The organism is Devosia sp. RR2S18 (assembly GCF_030177755.1).
In the GTDB taxonomy this organism is placed as follows: domain Bacteria; phylum Pseudomonadota; class Alphaproteobacteria; order Rhizobiales; family Devosiaceae; genus Devosia; species Devosia rhizosphaerae.
In genome coordinates this window covers 3,259,650-3,277,827 of sequence record NZ_CP126539.1, presented here as the reverse complement: position 1 = coordinate 3,277,827, position 18,178 = coordinate 3,259,650, and the positions used below count along the sequence as shown (strand labels likewise).

Genomic DNA, 18,178 nt, shown 5'->3' with positions numbered 1-18,178 from the left:
TCACCGCTATCAGGGGTCAACATTGGACGCCGACAAGGGGTCAATGTTCCGGGCCGATTGACAGTTGTCGGCTCCAGACCCAGTACACGGCTAAGGCAGCTGGGCACCGGGACACGGCAGCCTTACGCGCCGGGGTAAGTCATAGCGAATATCTTGCCATACCACTAGGTAGCTAGCGCCTTATGGATAAGGTGCAAGGTGATCTTCAAACTCAGTCAAAGCCTGCGCCGATTCCCGCCTATGGCATCATGCCAGTATCGGTTCAGACATGCCCAACTGCAGCTGGGGAGTGGCGCCGACGCCGACAAGTTCCTCGATGATCATGCGCATGACCGGCGACTCCGTGCGGTCCAGGCGCGTCACCAGCATGTAGGGCTCGGAGCGGGTTCGCAGGGTTAATGGCAGCACGCGAATGGCAGCTGCCCATGCCCGACTTTGCCGAAGGCTCTGGCGAAGAGCCCGAAGTTGTTGGCCTGTACGTCATTGCCCCGGACGGTACGCCCTGGCGCGTCGGCTTTGCGGTTGGCAACGAGACTACCGACCACGTTACCGAAAAGAAGAATTACCTCTATCTCGCTCACGCCAAGCTGCGCTTCTGCGCCTATGGCCCAGAGCTGTTCATCGGCGACTTGCCTTCAAACCTGGTCGGCAACGTGCGTATTCTGCGTGACGGCGAAACCCTCTGGGAAAAGTCATTCCCCACAGGCGAGGACAATATGTGCCACTCCCTCGCAAACCTTGAATATCACCACTTCAAATACGATCAGTTCCTGCGCCCCGGCGATGTGCATGTGCAATTCATGGGCACTTCGGTTGCCTCGTTCGGTGACGGCATCAAGACCCAGGTTGGCGACGTCTTCGAGATCAGCATCCCCGAATTTGGTCGTCCGCTAAGCAACGCCATCTCCCTGGTGCCCTCTAAGAACGGCCTTAACCCGATAAAGTCGCTATAATCGTACTGCCCCGCATCCATTCTGCATGCGGGGCCTATCCACCGCGTGGCTGCTGCCCTTGTTTGACCCGACACATGGCGCACAACCACCTGCTACGACGTTTGTCGCGGATCGCTGCTGAGCCGGGTTCCGCAGCGTTTGCCGAGGGTCTAAACCTTCAGCGACAACAGGAGAAACCCTATGGCCTTGATCCAATACCTCACGCGTATTCAGTTCGAAGCGGGAGCCGTCTCCTTACTTTCGGATGAACTGAGGCTTCTGGGTGTGTCGCGACCCCTGGTGGTCACGGACAAGGGGATTGTTGCTGCGGGTCTGCTCGCAACCGTGCTGGCCAAATCCGGCCTTCAGCCAGATACGGCCGTGTTTGACGATACGCCGGAGAACCCGACTGAAGCCGCCGCCCATCAAGCGGTTGAACTGTTCAGGACGGCCGGCTGCGACAGCATCGTGGCGGTTGGCGGCGGCTCGGCTATTGATCTGGGCAAGGCGGTTTCGCTGCTAACAACGCACTCCGGACCGCTGGAACGCTATGCTGCCATTCTGGGCGGGGTGGACCGGATTGGTGCGAATAAGCCACCAGTCGTTGCGGTGCCGACCACCGCAGGCACCGGCAGCGAGGTCGGACGCGCGGCCCTGCTGACCCTTGAGGACGGACGCAAGCTGGGGTTCATTTCCCCTCACATGATCCCGAGCGCTGCAATCTGTGATCCAGAGCTGACGCTTGGCCTTCCACCGTATCTGACGGCGGCCACCGGCATGGATGCCATCACCCATTGTATCGAGACCTTCCTCAGCCCGCGGTTCAACCCGGTGGCCGATGCCATTGCACTCGATGGTCTCGCCCGGGCCATGAGGTGGCTTGAGATCGCCACAAGCAACGGCTCTGATGCTACGGCGCGGCGTGAGATGATGATGGCTGCCCTGCAAGGCGGCCTTACCTTCCAGAAGGGACTTGGTGCCGTACACTCGCTGTCTCATCCGCTCGGGGGACTGAAGTCGGTCAAGCTTCACCATGGGACACTCAACGCCGTGCTGCTGCCAGCGGTGCTGCGCTACAATGCGGTGGGCAGCGAAGAGAAGTATGCGCGCATCCGTGCAGCAATGGGTCTGTCAGAGCTTGCGGACATATCCGCGGAGATGGCCAAGTTCTCGCAACGGCTAGGCCTACCGGCGACGCTCGGTCAGATGGGGGTAACCGCCGACTGCTTCGACCAGATCGCCCAACATGCTGTCCAAGACCACTCGACCGCTTCCAATCCGCGGCCCGTCAGCGCACATGACTTCCGCCAAATTCTTGAGGACAGTCTGTAGGAGAGCAACTCATCGTAGCCGGCGGCGCAGCTCAAGTCTCCCGTCGCGCATATTCGCTAAACCCTAATGCCCGCAATATTAGCATCTACCGAATTCGCGCCCCTGATTGTGTTACGTACCTCAGCGCGCTACCTTTTAGTGACTCACCGGGAGAGTGAGATGTTGTGGTGAGGAGGAAGCCATTCGCAGCGTAGAGATCAAGGGTGGGCGTGACGCCATAGTTTCTGACCATTCAGAACCACGGGCAGCAGGAGACATCGTCAAGGTTAGGGTCTTGGTTGCGCCGATGTGCACGGAGTGGCAGTCCTGGCGAGAGGGTAAGCACTCCTGCGAACTTGGGCATGAGGCTGTCGGAGCGGTGGTCGATGCTGCCCAGTCCAAGCGCCTCAAGAACGGTGATCGGGTTGTGGTGATGCCGCATGCCGGCTGTGGCACTTGCCCAGCATGTCTTGCGGGCGAGCACATCCACTGCACGGAGCAACGGGACCTTTTGGCTGAGACTGGATCCTCCAGCGGGATCGGTTGCTATGCAGAATACCTGCTCAAGCCCGACTATCTGCTCCATCCAGTGCCTGACGACGTCGAGACCGATCACGCTGCCATGGCGGTGTGCGCTCTGGGGCCGAGTTTCACGGCGATGGAGCGCATGCAGGTGACCCCGTCCGACACGGTCCTCGTATCGGGATGCGGTGCAGTTGGGCTTGGAGCCATCATCAATGCCCGCATCATCGGCGCTCGGGTGGTTGCTCTGGAGCTCCATCCTTATCGCACCGAACTCGCCCGCGCTCTTGGTGCCGAACATGTTCTCGATCAGCGGGCACCCGACCTCATCGAGCAGGTGAGGGCACTCACGGGCGGCTATGGCGCCGATGCCGCGATCGAAACCAGCAACAATCCGGCAGCCCCGCCGGTGGTCCTCGAACTGCTGCGGGCGCGAGGACGGTTGGCATTCGTTACCTGGTCGGGCGAACTCCCGGTCAAGCGCATCACCGGCAAGGGCGTTGAGATCTACGGCAGCTGGCACTGGAACCACGAGCAGTTTGGTGACCGCATGATGGAGCGGGTGCGGGATGCTCGCCCGCTGCTAGACCAACTGACCACCCACCGATTTGCCCTTGCTGATGTTGCGGACGCCTTTGCTCTTCAGGAGACAGGCAGATGCGGCAAGGTGCTCCTTTATCCAGCAGGGGTGCCCGACCAGATGCCCGCGAAGCACACGGCCGAAGTGGAGCCTGCCCTATGACGTTCAGGCTCGGTGGATATGGCATCGACTACACCGGTGACCCAGAGGCTTATGCGAGAGCGCATGTAGAGTTCGGCTACAATGCCGCTTACATGCCCAGTATCAGCATCGAGAGCCGTGCCGAGATCGCTGCCATCGTCAGGGCGATGGCCGATGCGGACGTGGTCATCGCCGAGGGTGGCGCCTGGCGCAACCTGATCGCTCATGATGAGACGGTGCGAAAGGCCAACCTGGACTATGCCGTTCATCAGCTCGCTCTAGCTGATGAGATGGGTGCACGGGCCTGTGTTGCGTTCCACGGCACAGTCGGCCATGCAGGAGATCCCTGGCAGCTCAGCGACAACTACGACTATGGTCCCCATCCGGACAACCAGACGGAAGCCGGCTTTGAGCGGGCTGTTGAAACTGCCCGCTACGTGATTGATGCGGTGAAGCCAAAACGAGCCAAGTTCTCGCTCGAAATGGTTCCGTGGCTCGTGACCGACACGCCCGAGAACTACCTCAAGCTCCTCAGGGCGATCGATCGGCCGCAATTCGGTACCCATATCGATGCGGTAAACATGGTGATCACGCCGCGGCTCTATTTCAAATCCGGGCGCATGATCCGCGAGGCCTTCGAGCTCTTGGGGCCGTGGGTGGTTTCGTGCCATGCCAAAGATATCGTCATGCAGGGCGGGCCAGGAACGATCTCGTTCCATTTCGATGAGGTGCCGCCGGGCGAAGGCAATCTCGACTATGTCGCCTATGTCACCGAGATCGCACGGCTCGGGCGCGAGGTGCCGCTGATGCTGGAGCACTTCGACGTGCCTGCCTATCGGCGCGGGCTTGCCCACATCAAGTCGGTGGCGCAGGCGGAGGGGATTGCTTGAGGCAAAGCCGGGCAGGGGAGGGGCGTGATACTCTTCCCCTGTGGCGCCATGTGCCTCAGTGCCCCAGATCTACATAGCGGCGCCATTTGTGCTCTTCCCGGAAACCCAGCACTTCCCTGATCTTGCGGTTCGAGATGGGAGCTTCCTGCCCCGAGATCGGACGCGTAATCGGGGTACCGGGTGCCCATTTGGCGAGAAACTCCGCAGTGGGTTGGTCGGCTGTGATCTCGTCGTTCACCGCATTGAAGACCTGAAAACCCAAACCGTCGCGCGCAACGCAAAGGTCCACCATCTGCCCGAGGTCCCGCGCATCGATATAGCTCCACGCGTTGCGTTTTCGTGATGGCGGGTGCGCGATGAAGTCCGGGAAACGATCATATTCGTGCGGCTCGACGACGTTGCCGATGCGTAGCGCATAGATGTCCGCACCTGACCGCATTGCGAAGGCTCGGGCGGTCTTCTCGTTGACGACCTTGGAAAGCCCATAGCTGTCCATGGGATCGACGTCATAGTCCTCGTCCAGCGGGAAGCTATGGTAGTCCTTGTCACCTTCGGCAAAGCAGACGCCGTAGGTCGTCTCACTGGAAGCGATGATGATCTTGCGTATGCCGAGCTTCACCGCCGCTTCGATGACATTGTAGGTGGAGACGACATTGGCCTGAAAGGTGACGTTGTCCGGCTGCAGCAGGATTCGGGGCACGGCCGCAAAGTGCACCACGGCGTCCACCGGGGCAGGACCAGTTCCGCTTTCCAACCCCTCAAAGTCGAAGTGCATGGAAAGGGCGTTGAACACCTGACCGCTGTCGCGGAGATCTACGTTCAGGGTGGTCACCCCGGGATGTTCGAGCGGCATGAGGTCCAGATTGAGCACCTGGTGCCCCTTATCGAGCAGATACGGAACTACGTACCGGCCAGCCTTGCCGCTGCCGCCGGTGAAGACGATGCGCTTGCTCATGATGCTAAAGATACCTTCCTTTGGTCGGTCTACTCCGATGAACGCATGTGACGCTGAGGGGGAGGCACTGCGAGTGTTGGCTGTACCAACAGTGTCTGCAAGGAATGGCTTGCGAATAGCGCCTCCCTACCGGATGGTCATAGTGCTGACTAGGCCGCTTGAGCAACGCCTCCACCAGCATAACGAGCACAGAGAACAGTCCGAGGCTCCTGCTCGCGGGACGGCGTGTCACGTCGACGTCAGATCTGGTTGTAGTGCTGCCTCAGCGGCGCATTACAGTCCCATCGCAACGGGGTTAGACTCGGTCAGTCGGGCGGCGTTTGGATGTTTGGGTACTAGCTGGAGGCTCCTGCCTCCAACTTCGCCGCCGCTTGCTTTCGCTCGCTGTAGCGGGAGGTGAGGTACGGAGCTATGCCGCGGTTCACCAGCGTGAACTTGACCAGTTCCTCCATGACGTCGACCACCCGGTCGTAGAAGCTGGAAGGCTTCATCCGTCCAGCCTCATCGAACTCTTGCCAGGCCTTGGCGACGGAGCTCTGGTTTGGGATGGTCACCATCCGCATCCAGCGGCCGAGTATGCGCATCTGGTTGAGGGCGTTAAATGACTGCGAACCGCCCGACACTTGCATCAGAGCCAATGTGCGGCCTTGCGTGGGCCGGATAGCACCGCCAGGCAAGGGTATCCAGTCGATCTGAGATTTCAGCACCGCCGACATGGCGCCATGGCGTTCCGGGCTAGTCCAGACCTGCCCCTCCGACCAGAGCATCGCCTCCCGAAGCTCCTGCACCTTGGGATGATCATCCGGAACATCGTTCGGCAGTGGCAGGCCGTTGGCATGGAACACGCGGACCTCTGCCCCGAATGCTTCGAGCAGCCGCTGCCCTTCGAAAGTCAGGAACCGGCTATAGGAGCGCTCGCGCAGGGAGCCATAGAGCATGAGAATGCGCGGCCTGTGCTGGGGAGGAGGGACAAAGAGGCGGGATGGGTCTGGAACTTGTAGAGCGGCCGGAACAATGTTGGGCAGATCAGGCAACCCGCTTCCCTTCAGCGTCGATGATCACCTCGCCATCCTCCTTGGTGAAAGGACCGATGTCGGGGTTCTCCAGGATGTCGAGCACCACCTCCGAAGGGCGGCACAGCCGAGTGCCTTTGGACGTCACCACGAAAGGCCGATTCAGCAGGATAGGGTGCGCCTCAATGGCGTTCAGCAGCGCCTCGTCGTCCAGTGAGGGATCTTCGAGGCCCAGCTCGGCAAAAGGCGTGCCTTTTTCCCTGATCGCTTGGCGCAAGGTGAGACCAGCCGCAGCGACCAACTCCCTGATCTTGTCACGATGGGGCGGCCTCTCAAGGTAAAGCACCACTTCGGGTTCCACCCCGCTCTGCCGGATCATGTCGAGCGTGTTGCGCGAAGTGCCGCATTCAGGATTGTGGTAGATGATTGTCGTCATTGGGCTGGCCGCTCCTGGGGCTGCTCGTTTGCGTTGGCGTCGAAGGCCTCGCGGGTTCTGTTGGCGAGCGCCACAAGCGAGAGCATCACCGGTACTTCGACCAGCACCCCAACCACTGTCGCCAAGGCCGCCGGCGAGGACAGACCATAAAGGCTGATAGCCACAGCCACCGCCAGCTCGAAGAAGTTGGAAGTGCCGATCATGGCGCACGGCGCCGCTATGCGGTGCGGGATGTGCAACGTCCAGGCGGCGGCATAAGTAATGGCGAAGATGCCATAGGACTGGATCAGCAGGGGCACCGCGATCAGCAAGATCACTAGTGGTTGCGCCAGAATGACGTTCCCTTGAAACCCGAACAGCAGCACCACCGTGGCTAGGAGGCCTGCCATGGAAGCGGGCTTGAGCTTAGTGGTGAACGCGTCGAGCCGCGCGGTGCCACCGTCTGCTTCGAGCAGCAGGCGGCGGGTCACAATACCGGCGGCGAGTGGAACCACGACGTAAAGCAGCACCGAAAGGATCAGAGTCGTCCACGGCACCGGAATGTCGGTGACGCCCAGCAACAGGGCCACGATAGGTGCATAGGCAAACACCATCACCACGTCGTTTACACTAACCTGCACCAGTGTGTAGTTGGCGTCGCCGCGAGTCAGCTGAGACCAGACGAACACCATTGCCGTACATGGGGCTGCGCCCAGCAAGATCAGCCCGGCGATATAGCCTTCGGCGTCTGCCGGAGGGATCCAGGCGGCAAAGAGCCCTTTGAAGAACACCACCCCGAGCAGTGCCATGGTGAAGGGCTTGATAAGCCAGTTGACCACCAGGGTAACAATTAGGCCCTTGGGCTGTTCTGCGATGCGATGGAGGCTGCCGAAATCCACCGCGATCATCATTGGGTAAACCATGGCCCAGATCAGCAACGCCACAGGCAAGTTCACCTGTGCGATTTCTAGCGCGGCGAGCCCCGAGAAAACGCCTGGCAGCAACTGACCCAAGGCAATGCCTGCAACAATTGCCAAGCCCACCCAGACGGATAGATATCGTTCAAAAACTGACATCATTCGGCGCCCTTGTTCGGACCGGTAGCGCCATCCATGGCGCCGATGTCCTGGAGCTTGGAAGTCAGCGCCATGCGGTCGATGCTGGTCAAAGGCAGGCTCATAAAGGCTGTGATCCGGTTTCGAAGGTAGCGCAATGCGTCCTCGAAGGCGGCCTGCTTCTTGAAATCGGAGCCATCTACCGCAGCGGGGTCCTCAATGCCCCAATGCGCGGTCATGGGTTGACCGGGCCACACAGGGCAAGCCTCGCCTGCCGCATTATCGCAAACGGTGAACACAAAGTCCATTTTGGGCGCATCGGGCGCAGCGAACTCGTCCCAAGCTTTGGATCGAAGCCCGTCAATCGGTATGCCTGCCTTGCTCAGCGTCTGCAACGTGAGCGGGTGGACCGCCCCTTTGGGCGTGGAGCCTGCCGAGAATGCGCGGAAACGTTCGTGACCAACTTGGTTCATCAGGGCTTCGCCCAAGATGGAACGGGCAGAGTTGCCGGTGCAAAGGAACAGGACATTGTAGACGCGGTCAGGCATGGCTCGGGTCCTTGGAGGTGCAGCAGGGGGTAAATTCGGCCACGAGGGGGTCGCATAAATCTGAGCGGCCACCGCAGCAATCCTGAACAAGAAAGCTCGTGATCTGTCGAATGCGATCGACGACCACTCGATAGATGATCGTTCGGCTTTGGCGTTCAGGCTCGATCAGCCTGGCACGAGTGAGAATCGCCAGGTGCGATGACATGGTGTTTTGTGGCACGCCCAACTGACGTGCGATCTCCCCCGCGGCCAAACCTTCCGGCTCGTGCTGCATGAGCAGCCGAAATGTGTCGAGCCGAGTTGCCTGAGAGAGCGCGCTGAATACGTCAATGGCTTCGTTTTTGTCCATATATCTGGGAATATAGATATATAGTGTGTTTGGCAAGCGACCAGCTGTTCTGCTCGATTTCCGGTCAGTTCATCCCTTGCCCATGCCGCCGCAGCGCCTCTACGCGCGCCCGGGCGTTATCAGCAATGCCGGCCGAGTGGCGCTTAAGCGCGGTTTGCTGGTCTATTGTGTTGAGGAAGTCGACAATCCCGGCGGGCGGGTTACAACAGGCGCAGGAAGGCTCGTGCGGAGGTGTTTCGCCTCAGACCACCGGCAAGCCACATAAACCCGTCTCGAACCTCGCAACGCTATGGCGACTGCAAGAGGTCAGCCCGAGGCTATAGAGGGGTTCTGGCTGAACCGCCCCATCTGCTGCTCGATTTCCTGGAGCAGCGCCGGCAACTCGCCAGGGGTGCGTATGGTGTAGCGCGGAACTTCGTGACTGTTGGCCGGAATATGACTGCGCTTGGTGGACCAGCTTTGCCATATGCTGATGATCCCGAGTTGGTTGGCGCCGCCGATATCGCGTTCAAGGTGATTGCCGACCATCACAGTGGATTGCGCATCCCCGTCGCTGAGGCCAAGCGAGGCCATCGCCTTTTGGAACATGCGGCGGTCAGGCTTCTCGCATCCCTCAGTTTCCGAAATTACCTGGGCGTGGAAGTGAGGGGCAATGCCATGGCTACCCAGCACAGTAGCGAAGCTGCGGACGCGCCCGTCTGCGACCAAAACTATGCGATAACCTTCGCGAGCCAGCGACTGGACCATTTCAAGCGCGCCCGGGATTAACCCGGCCTCGACCACATAGCCTTCAGCGTCAAATATCTCGCTTGCTTCGTTGACCAGAGTGTCGCCGCTGTCGAGCAATACCGCTTTAAGAAGCGGCTGCTTCTCTCGAACGTCCGCGACGACTGCGCGGACCCGTCCGGGAATCCAATCGGCCAGATCGGACCAGGGGCAAAAATCCAGTGCGGCAAGGTCCAGGTGCTGGTTGAAGTCCGAAGCGGGCAGAAAAGCGCGCAACTGCAGATGGCGTTTGACGGCTCGATGATCCTCGGCCGTCAGTCCCTCCAGCGCCTCCGTGAACATGTCGCTAACCAGGATGCCGCTGCGGCCGGCAAGCTCCTGACAGGCGAGCCGGAAGCCTTCCGAATGGGGCACCTGGTCGGCGACGGTGGCAGTGAAGGCATGTTTCCCAGGAGCGGAGACGAGACTTATCCGGCCGCCAAATATTGGTAGGTCACCATTCGCGTCGATCATCGGGAACTTGCCGCCATGGGCGCTCGCCTCCACCCGGACCACGGCCTCGTCGGCATCGATGTGGAGCCAGATATGCTCGAGTTCGTAGAGGTGCTGGATGTCCCAGTCCCACCAGATTGCATATTCGATCACCCGGGTAGCTCCGGGTGCAAAGTCGATATGAAGCGGCGCCGAAGGGGAGCGGCCCGGCTGCTGCAGGAGAGTAACGCCGACGCGCGTGGGCAGGAACGGCTCATTGTCCGCAAAGCGCAGCATCGGCGCTAGGCGGCGCGCCAAAGCGAGCGCGTTTTGATCTGGCAGCATATCTATCCCCCTCCACATTCAGGGATCTTGTAATCGTTTTCAAACCGCCTCTGCAAGCAGTCCAGGGGAGAAATTGTTGGGTCTTCCGGCGGCGATTCATGCCGGCGGAGCTCCTAGTTGCGCGGACGGGCCAGAAGGTTAGGCGAGGGGGATGGTGGAGGCGCGGTGCACCAGCGTGTTTTCCAGCACCACCTGGCGCGGCGAGGTGCTGGCGCCGCTCATGTGGTCAATGAGCGTGCTGGCGGCGATCTGGCCCATTTCGTGGATTGGCTGGGCAATCGTGGAGAGCGTAGGAAAGGTGACGGCCGACTCGAGGACCCCGTCATAGCCCAGAATCGAGAGATCGCGCGGCAGGGTGAGGCCGAGGGCGTGCGCTGCGTGCATGACGCCGATGGCCAGCATGTCGGTAGTGGCGAAAACCGCAGTGATCCCGGGATTGGCCGCGATCATGCTCTCTCCCATTTCGCGGCCGACTTCAAAACTGGCAACTTCGAAGGGAGGGGACCAGACGATGTCCACATCGACCGCGAGGTCTTGCGCAGCCTGACGGATGCCGCGCACCCGTTCGCTACCGACGTCGGAACTGCCACCCTTTTGCGCGACTTTCCCGGCGACGATGCCGATCTTGCGGTGGCCCAGCCCAAGAAGGTGGCGCATGCCTTGATACCCGCCGGAAAAGTTGTCGCAAACCACCGAACTGACGGCGGCCAGCCTGGGCTTCATATCGACAAAAGCGACCGCAATGCCGCGGGTACGCAGGCTGTCCACCAGCTTGAGTGTGCGGGCACTGCTACCTGAGGGACGGATGATGACTCCTTGTGCGCGCATGTCCAGCATGGTCTCGAGGTACGCCTCCTCACGCTGCGCCTCGCCATTGGTGGAGCAAAGGAGCACCCGATAACCCTGGTCGAACATGGTGGTTTCGATGGCATAGGCCAGAGCGCTGCTGAACGGGGTGCGCTGCTGCCGGAGCAGGACGCCAACGATATTGCTCTGCTGTGTTCGAAACGAACTGGCGAGTTCGTTGCGGCGATAGCCCAATTCCTCGATGGCTTTGTTGACTGCATCGCGCACATTGGGCCGGACATGTGCGTAGCCATTCACCACGCGAGAAACAGTCGCAATCGATACGCCCGCGTGCCGCGCAACGTCCTTTATTGTTGTCACATTGCTAACATTTGCTGTGCCCACAAAGGCGGATACGTCAGTTATGACAGCGCGCCGCCACGTCCAAATCCTAACCATCTTTGAAAACGTTTACAAGAACGGCGTCACCAAACCGATAAGCGTGAGTACTATTGAGGAGGGCGGAAGGCATCCTCGGATGGATGAGGCTTCCGGCTCAAACCCACCAGCCGGCACCTCGGAGGATGCGAAAGTTCATTTCGTGGGAGGTAGAGCTTATGCAGATCAATCGTTTCGGTATCACCCGGCTGCTGGCGACGACGTCAGTGCTGCTTGGCGCCACGGCAATGCCGGGTACCCTGATCCTGCCCGCAGGGGCGCAAGACGCCGCTGCCAATGCCTGCGCCAGCGGCTACGTGGAGGCTCCTCAACTCAAAGAGATGGTTGACGCCGGCAGCCTGCCGCCCGTGGCCGAGCGCCTGCCAACTGAGCCGCTGGTGATCCAGCCGGCCGAGGAGATCGGCACCTATGGTGGTCAGTTCATTGACAGCTGGGGCTGCCGCAACGTCGCCGACTTCCGTCACTTCGGCTACGAGCCGCTGGTACGCTGGAGTGTCGATGGCTCCGAAGTCGTGCCGGGCATCGCCAAGAGCTGGGACATCAGCGAGGATGCCACCACCTACACCTTCCACCTGCGCGAAGGCATGAAGTGGTCCGATGGCGAGCCATTCACCGCCGACGACATTGTCTATTGGTGGGAAAGGGTCGAGAACAATCCTAAAATCATGACTGGCGGCCCGCGCGCCGAAGTTATGAACAATGGCAAGAAGCCGACCGTCACCAAGGTCGATGACTATGCCGTCACCTTCACCTACGAAGAGCCCAACGGGCTGTTCCTGCAGAACATGGCTGGTCCCTATGGACAGCGCGTCGTGCAGTTCCCGGCGCACTACATGGAACAGTTCGACATCGACGCCAACCCCGAAGGGGTCGCCGAGATGATGGAAGCCGCCGCGGCCACCGACTACGCCGCCTGGTGGAAGGGTAGCGTCGGCTCCTATGGCGACGAAGCTCAGTTCAACGATCCCAAGCGCCCCTCCATCCACGCCTGGATCGGCACGGACAGCATTCTGGGCAGGGAGCGGGTGACGTTCGTCCGCAACCCCTACTACTTCGCCGTTGATCCCGCTTGCCAGCAACTCCCTTATATCGGTGAACGCGTCTGGGCCGTTGCGACCGATCCCGAAGTCACGCTGCTCCAGGCTATCCAGGGCCAGATCACCATGTCGCCGCGCAACATCTCCACGCCGCAGAACCGTGCCGTGTTCTTCGACAACCAGGAAGCAGGGGATTATCGTCTCGTTCCAGCGACCAGCTGCGACTACAATACGGCCGTGCTCGGCTTCTCGGTCAACCATCCTGATCCCGTTAAGGCCGAGGTCTTCGGCTCGAAGGACTTCCGCGCCGGCGTATCGCATGCGATCAACCGGCAGGAAATCATCGACACCATCTATCTCGGTCAGGGTGAGCCCTTCCAGCCGGCACCGCTGCCGAATTCGCCCTTCTACAATGAGACCTTGGCCAAGGAATTCACCGAGTTCGATCTGGCCAAGGCCGAAGAACACCTCGATAAGATCATCCCCAAGGGCGCCAACGGCGTGCGCGTCGGGCCGGACGGCCAGCCGTTCGCATTCACCGTCGAAATCAACGCCGACTTCAAGCCCGACACCGTCGATGCCTTTCAGCTGATCGAGCGGACCTGGGAGCAGGCCGGACTCAATGTCACCGTGAACTATCACTCCGACGAGCTGTTCGGGAACGCCCGGGCAAAGCCAGACGCCGACGCTGCGGTGTGGGTGGGTGAGAATGGCTGTGGGCAGCTCCCGCTGCTCAATCTCAGCCGCTTCCTGAACGACTATGGCTACTGGTCGCTCGGAAATTGGTCGGGGTGGGCAGCATGGGACGCGCGCCGCATCAATCCTGAGGCAGAACTTGCTGAAGGCGTGACCCCGGTCGAGCCGCCAGCCAATGTGCAGCGTCTATATGAACTGCGCCAGACCATCCCGACAACAGTCGGCGAGAAGCAGGCAGAGCTGATGGCTGAGTTCACCGACTTGCTGGCCGAGGAGTTCCTGACCATCGGCATCGCCAACCCGGCGGGCTACTACCGCTCGGTCAAGAACGACCTGCGCAACGTGCCCTCCGAGCTGATCGAAGGCTGGCTCTATCCGGGCCCCGCTCCTGCCAACTTCGCCACCTTCTTCTTCAAACAATAGGCTCCCTGCGCAGAATGGCCCCTCCCGAGGAGCCATCCAACTGGCCGGCTCGGTCTATTCCCTCCCGAGCCGGCCCTTTTTCTTCACCAGTGCCAAGTCCTGCCGGCCCGAGCAAACTTCAGAGCAGGGCGGGGCTTCTGCGATAAAGGAGACCAGATGGGATCGTTCATGCTCCGCCGGATCCTTTACGTGATCCCCGCCCTGATCGCGGTGTCGCTGATCTCCTTTCTCGTCATCGCAGTGCCGCCAGGTGATTTCGTCACCCGCACGGCCGAACTCGCCGCCGCGCAAGGCGACATCATGCCCTTGGCCGAACAGGAAGCCATGCGGCGCGCCTATGGTCTCGATCAGCCTATCATGGTGCAATACTGGAACTGGATCACCGGCGTCGTGCTGCGCGGCGACTTCGGCTACTCCTTCTCGTTCAACCTGCCGGTGAAAGATGTCATTTGGCCGCGCCTGGGGCTGACGGTCGTCCTCTCAGTTGCGAGCCTTCTTTTCATCTGGGTCATCGCCATCCCTATCGGCATCTACTCGGCCGTACGCCGCTACTCGGCCGGCGACTACGTGGCCACTTTTCTCGGCTTTCTCGGCCTGGCCATTCCCAATTTTCTCCTCGCGCTAGCGGCCATGTACATCGCTTTCGCCTGGTTCGGCATCAATGTGGGTGGCCTGTTCTCGCCCGAATTCGTGGAGGCGCCGTGGAGTTGGCCGCGCGTGCTCGACTTGCTGAACCACCTCTGGCTGCCCATGATCGTGCTCGGCACCGCCGGAACTGCCAGCGTCATTCGGGTGATCCGCGCCAACTTGATGGACGAGTTGCACAAGCCCTACGTCATGGCGGCGCGGGCGAAGGGCAAGGGCGAGTTCGCGCTGCTGATGAAGTATCCCGTGCGTCACGCACTCAATCCCTTTGTTTCAGGGCAGAACGACATCTTCGTCGACATCGTCTCGGGCGGCACCATCGTGGCTATCGTCATGGGTCTGCAAACCACCGGTCCGCTGCTGCTCAATGCCTTGCGGAACCAGGACATGTATATGGCGGCAAGCTTCATTCTGATGCTGAGCGTGCTTGTGGTGGTCGGCACGCTGCTCAGTGACCTGCTGCTCGCCTGGCTCGATCCCCGCATTCGGCATCAGCAGGGCTAGTGAAATGATGCGGTCCTCAGCATTGCACACCGCAACTCTGTCCTTTCGGGCGCTTCGCCCTGGGCTCGGCACGACGGGAACAAGAACGGGTGATTGCCCGAGCCTACCGGAGACTTCTCGATGAGCACCGTCGAGGCAACGGCAACCCAGCTCGCTTCCAGTTCAGCGGAGCACCAGCGTCGCCGCGGCCGTGGCTATGATGGGCACTGGGGGCTGGTGTGGCAGAAATTTCTCCGCCATCGGCTGGGCGTCGCCGGCGGCATCGTCGTTATTCTTGCCTACCTTGTGGCGCTGATCCCCGAATTCCTGGCGCCGGTAACACTGGAGGCCTACAACCCGGCCTATAGCTACGCGCCGCCACAGCCGATCCATTGGGGACGCGACGACGGCGAGGGCTGGCGTTTTGCGCCTCACGTCAACGCCTACAAATCCGAAATCGACTATAACTCGGGGCGCCGTACCTTTGTCGAAGACCCCACCCAGCCAATCGAGATCGGCCTCTTTGTGCAAGGCGAGAGCTATCGCCTTTGGGGGCTCTTTTCCACCGACTGGCACCTGTTCGGACCGGTTGTTGAAGGGCAACCGGTCTTTCTAGCCGGCGCCGACCGGCTAGGGCGCGACATTCTTAGCCGAACCATCTACGGGACCCGCATCTCAATGACAATCGGTCTGATCGGGGTTGCGCTGAGCCTCGTATTCGGTGTTCTGATCGGCGGCATTTCAGGGCTCTTTGGCGGGGTGGTGGACAACCTCATCCAGCGCCTTATCGAGTTCATCCAGTCGGTTCCCTCCATTCCGCTGTGGATCGGCCTTGCGGCAGCCATCCCCACAACCGTGCCACCGCTGCAAGTCTATTTCCTGATCACCATCATACTGTCGGTGCTGGGTTGGACCAGTCTGGCGCGCGTCGTCCGCGGGCGCTTCCTCGCCATGCGTAATGAAGACTTCGTCAAGGCGGCGCGTCTGGATGGCTGCGGACCGGTGCGGATCATCTTCAGGCACATGCTGCCCAGCTTCTTGAGCCACATCATCGCCACCGTGTCCTTGGCCATTCCTGGCATGATCCTGGCGGAAACGGCGCTAAGCTATCTCGGTATCGGCCTGCGCACCCCGATAGTCTCCTGGGGCGTGCTGCTGCAGGAGGCCCAGAACGTGCGAACCATTGCCTCTGCTCCCTGGCTCCTGATGCCTGGGGTCGCGGTGGTGATCGCCGTCCTCGCGCTCAACTTTCTCGGCGACGGCCTGCGCGACGCGGCCGACCCCTATTCGGATTAAGGCCCATGGACAGTCTGGTTGCAATCCGCGATCTGCGCATCTCCTTCGCCCCTTCGGTCGAGGTGGTGAACGGGCTCGACCTCGACGTATCCGGCGGCAAGACACTGTGCCTCGTCGGCGAGTCGGGTTGCGGCAAGTCGGTGACCGCCAAATCGATCCTGCAGGTTATCGATCATCCTGGACGTGTATCGGGTGGATCGATCACCCTGCGCCAGCCCGATGGCGCCGCCCTCGACATCGCGAGCCTCAAGCCAACCAGCTCGGTCATGCGGCAGGTGCGCGGCGCCGATATAGCCATGATCCACCAGGAGCCGATGAGCTTCTTGTCGCCGCTCTGTACGATCGGCAACCAGATCAGCGAAGCGCTGACGCTCCACCGCAAGATTGGCGCGAAGCAAGCGCGCGAAGAGGCCATTCGCATGCTCCACCAGGTCGGCATGCCCGACCCTGAACGGCGCTACGACAGCTACACGTTCCAGCTTTCGGGTGGACAGCGGCAGCGGGCAATGATCGCCATGGCGTTGATCAACAAGCCGCGGCTGTTGATCGCAGATGAGCCGACCACCGCGCTGGACGTAACCACTCAGGCCAACATCCTCGACCTCTTGGCGCAGCTGCAGCGCGAAACGGGTATGGCAATCCTGTTTATCACTCATGCCCTTGGGGTGGTGGCCGAGATCGCCGACGAAGTGGCAGTGATGTATCTGGGCAGGATTGTCGAGCGGGGCCCGGTAGGCGAGGTGCTGGAGCACCCCAAGCACCCCTATACCCGCGGGCTTTTGGCTTCGATGCCGCGGCTCGAGGGCGACTTCAAGGCACCGTTACGCGCCATCCGCGGCATGGTGCCACCGCCAGCCTTGCGGCCCTCCGGTTGTTCCTTTCATCCGCGCTGCGACTGGGCTCGGGCTGATCTTTGCCCACTGGTGGACCTGCGGGAAACCGATTTGGGCCACCAGCACACGGTCGCCTGCCACGCCTATGGTCCTCAAGCGCTCAAGTTCGAGCGGACCGACCCGCCGGTCGCTGTGGCGCTGGCTACTGAGCCGCGACGAGGCCGCGAAGGGCCGCCGCTGCTCAGTATCCGCGACCTTCACAAGCAGTTTCCCGTTCGGGCCGGTTTTTTCCAGCGCCGGGTGGGGGCAGTGCGGGCCGTGGACGGTGTCTCGCTCGATATCTACCCCGGTGAGACCCTAGGGCTTGTGGGCGAAAGCGGATGCGGCAAGTCCACCCTCGGCCAGACCATCGTCGGCCTGCACCAGGCCGACGCTGGCAGCATTGCTTTCGCCGACGGTGCGCGGCCGCCAGTGGACGTACTTGGCGCCCGAGGCGCAGTGGCCAGCCAGATGCGCACCGATATTCGCATGGTTTTCCAGGACCCCACGGGCTCCCTTAATCCCCGGATGCGGGTGCGCAACATCATCGGCGAGGTCTTGCAGGTCAGTGGCCGGTTGCGCGAGGCCGAGATCGAAGCCAAGGTGCAGGCGCTATTGGCCCGTGTCGGCCTCAGTCCTGACTATGCCGAGCGCTACCCGCATGCCTTTTCCGGCGGTCAACGACAGCGCATCGCCATTGCCCGGGCGCTGGCTTCGGACCCACGTTTGGTGATTGCGGACGAAGCGGTGTCCGCCCTCGATGTTTCGGTCCAAACGCAGATCATCAACATGATGAAGCAATTGCAGGCAGAAATGGGCCTCACCTACCTCTTCGTCAGCCACGATCTGGGGGTGATTGCCAATATCAGCGACCGCGTCGCGGTGATGTATGCCGGGCGCATCGTGGAACTGGCACCGACCGAGGCCATCTTCCGCGATCCGCGCCACCCTTACACCGAAGCCCTGCTGGCAGCCATTCCCGGTCGCCGTCCTCGCGCCGAGGGGGCGCGCATCCGCCTGGGCGGGCACGTGCCCGATGCCGCAGAGCCGATCAAGGGATGCGCCTTCGCCGATCGCTGTCCCTATGCAATCAGCGCTTGCCGGGCGGTGCGCCCGGAGCTAGAGGGCCCGCCGGAGCATCTGGACGCCTGCATTCGGTCCGAAGAACTGCGATTGCGGCCGGTTGCGCCCGAAGCGGCGCTCGTCCCCGCGTGAACAGGAGCCCACT

General features: G+C 61.2%; 18 protein-coding genes. 9 read left to right on the top strand and 9 right to left on the bottom strand.

The annotated features are described in order from the left end of the window. Positions 1-246 precede the first annotated feature (246 nt). Positions 247-369, bottom strand: a complete 123-nt coding sequence (locus QOV41_RS16095) for a hypothetical protein (protein ID WP_284577814.1) — start codon at positions 367-369, stop codon at positions 247-249. Between the two features lie 29 nt (positions 370-398). Here QOV41_RS16095 and QOV41_RS16090 point away from each other — a divergent pair, with 29 nt between their 5' ends. From QOV41_RS16090 to QOV41_RS16075, 4 genes are all read left to right on the top strand, one after another. Then, positions 399-953, top strand: a complete 555-nt coding sequence (locus QOV41_RS16090) for a hypothetical protein (RefSeq protein ID WP_284577813.1) — start codon at positions 399-401, stop codon at positions 951-953. A gap of 180 nt (positions 954-1,133) precedes the next feature. Beyond that, positions 1,134-2,264, top strand: coding sequence for an iron-containing alcohol dehydrogenase (locus tag QOV41_RS16085; RefSeq protein ID WP_284577812.1), 1,131 nt, complete (start codon positions 1,134-1,136; stop codon positions 2,262-2,264). A gap of 154 nt (positions 2,265-2,418) precedes the next feature. Further along, positions 2,419-3,507 (top strand): zinc-dependent alcohol dehydrogenase, encoded by a 1,089-nt coding sequence (locus tag QOV41_RS16080; protein ID WP_415926726.1) that lies wholly within the window; start codon positions 2,419-2,421, stop codon positions 3,505-3,507. After that, positions 3,504-4,376: a sugar phosphate isomerase/epimerase family protein gene (locus QOV41_RS16075; protein WP_284577810.1), complete on the top strand. Its 873-nt coding sequence runs from the start codon at positions 3,504-3,506 to the stop codon at positions 4,374-4,376. Before QOV41_RS16080 ends, QOV41_RS16075 begins: the two co-directional genes overlap by 4 nt. A gap of 55 nt (positions 4,377-4,431) precedes the next feature. Here QOV41_RS16075 and QOV41_RS16070 read toward each other — a convergent pair whose 3' ends face one another. From QOV41_RS16070 to QOV41_RS16045, 6 genes are all read right to left on the bottom strand, one after another. Next, positions 4,432-5,331, bottom strand: a complete 900-nt coding sequence (locus tag QOV41_RS16070; protein WP_284577809.1) for an NAD-dependent epimerase/dehydratase family protein — start codon at positions 5,329-5,331, stop codon at positions 4,432-4,434. A gap of 335 nt (positions 5,332-5,666) precedes the next feature. Continuing rightward, positions 5,667-6,365, bottom strand: coding sequence for an arsenical resistance protein ArsH (arsH, locus tag QOV41_RS16065; RefSeq protein WP_415926725.1), 699 nt, complete (start codon positions 6,363-6,365; stop codon positions 5,667-5,669). Beyond that, positions 6,358-6,780 (bottom strand): arsenate reductase (glutaredoxin), encoded by a 423-nt coding sequence (gene arsC, locus QOV41_RS16060; RefSeq protein ID WP_284577808.1) that lies wholly within the window; start codon positions 6,778-6,780, stop codon positions 6,358-6,360. The genes arsH and arsC overlap by 8 nt, the downstream gene beginning before the upstream one ends. Continuing rightward, on the bottom strand, positions 6,777-7,835 hold the full coding sequence (gene arsB, locus QOV41_RS16055; protein ID WP_284581353.1) for an ACR3 family arsenite efflux transporter: 1,059 nt from the start codon (positions 7,833-7,835) through the stop codon (positions 6,777-6,779). The genes arsC and arsB overlap by 4 nt, the downstream gene beginning before the upstream one ends. Further along, the gene (locus QOV41_RS16050) at positions 7,835-8,362 is read right to left on the bottom strand and encodes an arsenate reductase ArsC (protein WP_284577807.1); all 528 of its coding nucleotides are present in this window, start codon (positions 8,360-8,362) and stop codon (positions 7,835-7,837) included. Before QOV41_RS16050 ends, arsB begins: the two co-directional genes overlap by 1 nt. Further along, complete coding sequence (locus QOV41_RS16045; RefSeq protein WP_284577806.1) at positions 8,355-8,711, bottom strand: ArsR/SmtB family transcription factor; 357 nt, start codon at positions 8,709-8,711, stop codon at positions 8,355-8,357. Before QOV41_RS16045 ends, QOV41_RS16050 begins: the two co-directional genes overlap by 8 nt. 82 nt (positions 8,712-8,793) lie before the next feature. Between QOV41_RS16045 and QOV41_RS19875 the strand changes: the two genes are divergently transcribed. Continuing rightward, positions 8,794-8,976 (top strand): hypothetical protein, encoded by a 183-nt coding sequence (locus QOV41_RS19875; protein WP_415926776.1) that lies wholly within the window; start codon positions 8,794-8,796, stop codon positions 8,974-8,976. Between the two features lie 41 nt (positions 8,977-9,017). Here QOV41_RS19875 and QOV41_RS16040 read toward each other — a convergent pair whose 3' ends face one another. Then, a complete protein-coding gene (locus QOV41_RS16040) occupies positions 9,018-10,253 on the bottom strand; it encodes an HAD family hydrolase (RefSeq protein ID WP_284577805.1) in 1,236 nt (411 codons plus the stop codon). Positions 10,254-10,391: 138 nt separating this feature from the next. Further along, the gene (locus QOV41_RS16035) at positions 10,392-11,420 is read right to left on the bottom strand and encodes a LacI family DNA-binding transcriptional regulator (RefSeq protein ID WP_284577804.1); all 1,029 of its coding nucleotides are present in this window, start codon (positions 11,418-11,420) and stop codon (positions 10,392-10,394) included. 236 nt (positions 11,421-11,656) lie between these two features. On the opposite strand from QOV41_RS16035, the gene QOV41_RS16030 reads away from it, so the two are divergent. The 4 genes from QOV41_RS16030 to QOV41_RS16015 all read left to right on the top strand — a co-directional run bounded on the left by QOV41_RS16030 (position 11,657) and on the right by QOV41_RS16015 (position 18,165). Next, the gene (locus QOV41_RS16030; protein ID WP_284577803.1) at positions 11,657-13,654 is read left to right on the top strand and encodes an ABC transporter substrate-binding protein; all 1,998 of its coding nucleotides are present in this window, start codon (positions 11,657-11,659) and stop codon (positions 13,652-13,654) included. A gap of 156 nt (positions 13,655-13,810) precedes the next feature. Next, positions 13,811-14,803 (top strand): ABC transporter permease, encoded by a 993-nt coding sequence (locus QOV41_RS16025; protein WP_284577802.1) that lies wholly within the window; start codon positions 13,811-13,813, stop codon positions 14,801-14,803. Positions 14,804-14,923: 120 nt separating this feature from the next. Then, positions 14,924-16,078 (top strand): ABC transporter permease, encoded by a 1,155-nt coding sequence (locus QOV41_RS16020; RefSeq protein ID WP_284577801.1) that lies wholly within the window; start codon positions 14,924-14,926, stop codon positions 16,076-16,078. 5 nt (positions 16,079-16,083) lie between these two features. After that, complete coding sequence (locus QOV41_RS16015) at positions 16,084-18,165, top strand: dipeptide ABC transporter ATP-binding protein (protein ID WP_284577800.1); 2,082 nt, start codon at positions 16,084-16,086, stop codon at positions 18,163-18,165. Positions 18,166-18,178: the final 13 nt, after the last annotated feature.

Bases quoted from the DNA above. Each gene is read 5' to 3' on its own strand.
- QOV41_RS16090 (WP_284577813.1), top strand. From the start codon at position 399: ATGGCAGCACGCGAATGGCAGCTGCCCATGCCCGACTTTGCCGAAGGC.
- QOV41_RS16020 (WP_284577801.1), top strand. From the start codon at position 14,924: ATGAGCACCGTCGAGGCAACGGCAACCCAGCTCGCTTCCAGTTCAGCG.
- QOV41_RS16070 (WP_284577809.1), bottom strand. From the start codon at position 5,331: ATGAGCAAGCGCATCGTCTTCACCGGCGGCAGCGGCAAGGCTGGCCGG.
- QOV41_RS16075 (WP_284577810.1), top strand. From the start codon at position 3,504: ATGACGTTCAGGCTCGGTGGATATGGCATCGACTACACCGGTGACCCA.
- arsC (WP_284577808.1), bottom strand. From the start codon at position 6,780: ATGACGACAATCATCTACCACAATCCTGAATGCGGCACTTCGCGCAAC.
- QOV41_RS16085 (WP_284577812.1), top strand. From the start codon at position 1,134: ATGGCCTTGATCCAATACCTCACGCGTATTCAGTTCGAAGCGGGAGCC.
- QOV41_RS16015 (WP_284577800.1), top strand. From the start codon at position 16,084: ATGGACAGTCTGGTTGCAATCCGCGATCTGCGCATCTCCTTCGCCCCT.
- QOV41_RS19875 (WP_415926776.1), top strand. From the start codon at position 8,794: ATGCCGCCGCAGCGCCTCTACGCGCGCCCGGGCGTTATCAGCAATGCC.
- arsB (WP_284581353.1), bottom strand. From the start codon at position 7,835: ATGTCAGTTTTTGAACGATATCTATCCGTCTGGGTGGGCTTGGCAATT.
- QOV41_RS16040 (WP_284577805.1), bottom strand. From the start codon at position 10,253: ATGCTGCCAGATCAAAACGCGCTCGCTTTGGCGCGCCGCCTAGCGCCG.
- QOV41_RS16025 (WP_284577802.1), top strand. From the start codon at position 13,811: ATGGGATCGTTCATGCTCCGCCGGATCCTTTACGTGATCCCCGCCCTG.
- QOV41_RS16045 (WP_284577806.1), bottom strand. From the start codon at position 8,711: ATGGACAAAAACGAAGCCATTGACGTATTCAGCGCGCTCTCTCAGGCA.
- QOV41_RS16095 (WP_284577814.1), bottom strand. From the start codon at position 369: ATGCTGGTGACGCGCCTGGACCGCACGGAGTCGCCGGTCATGCGCATG.
- QOV41_RS16050 (WP_284577807.1), bottom strand. From the start codon at position 8,362: ATGCCTGACCGCGTCTACAATGTCCTGTTCCTTTGCACCGGCAACTCT.
- QOV41_RS16030 (WP_284577803.1), top strand. From the start codon at position 11,657: ATGCAGATCAATCGTTTCGGTATCACCCGGCTGCTGGCGACGACGTCA.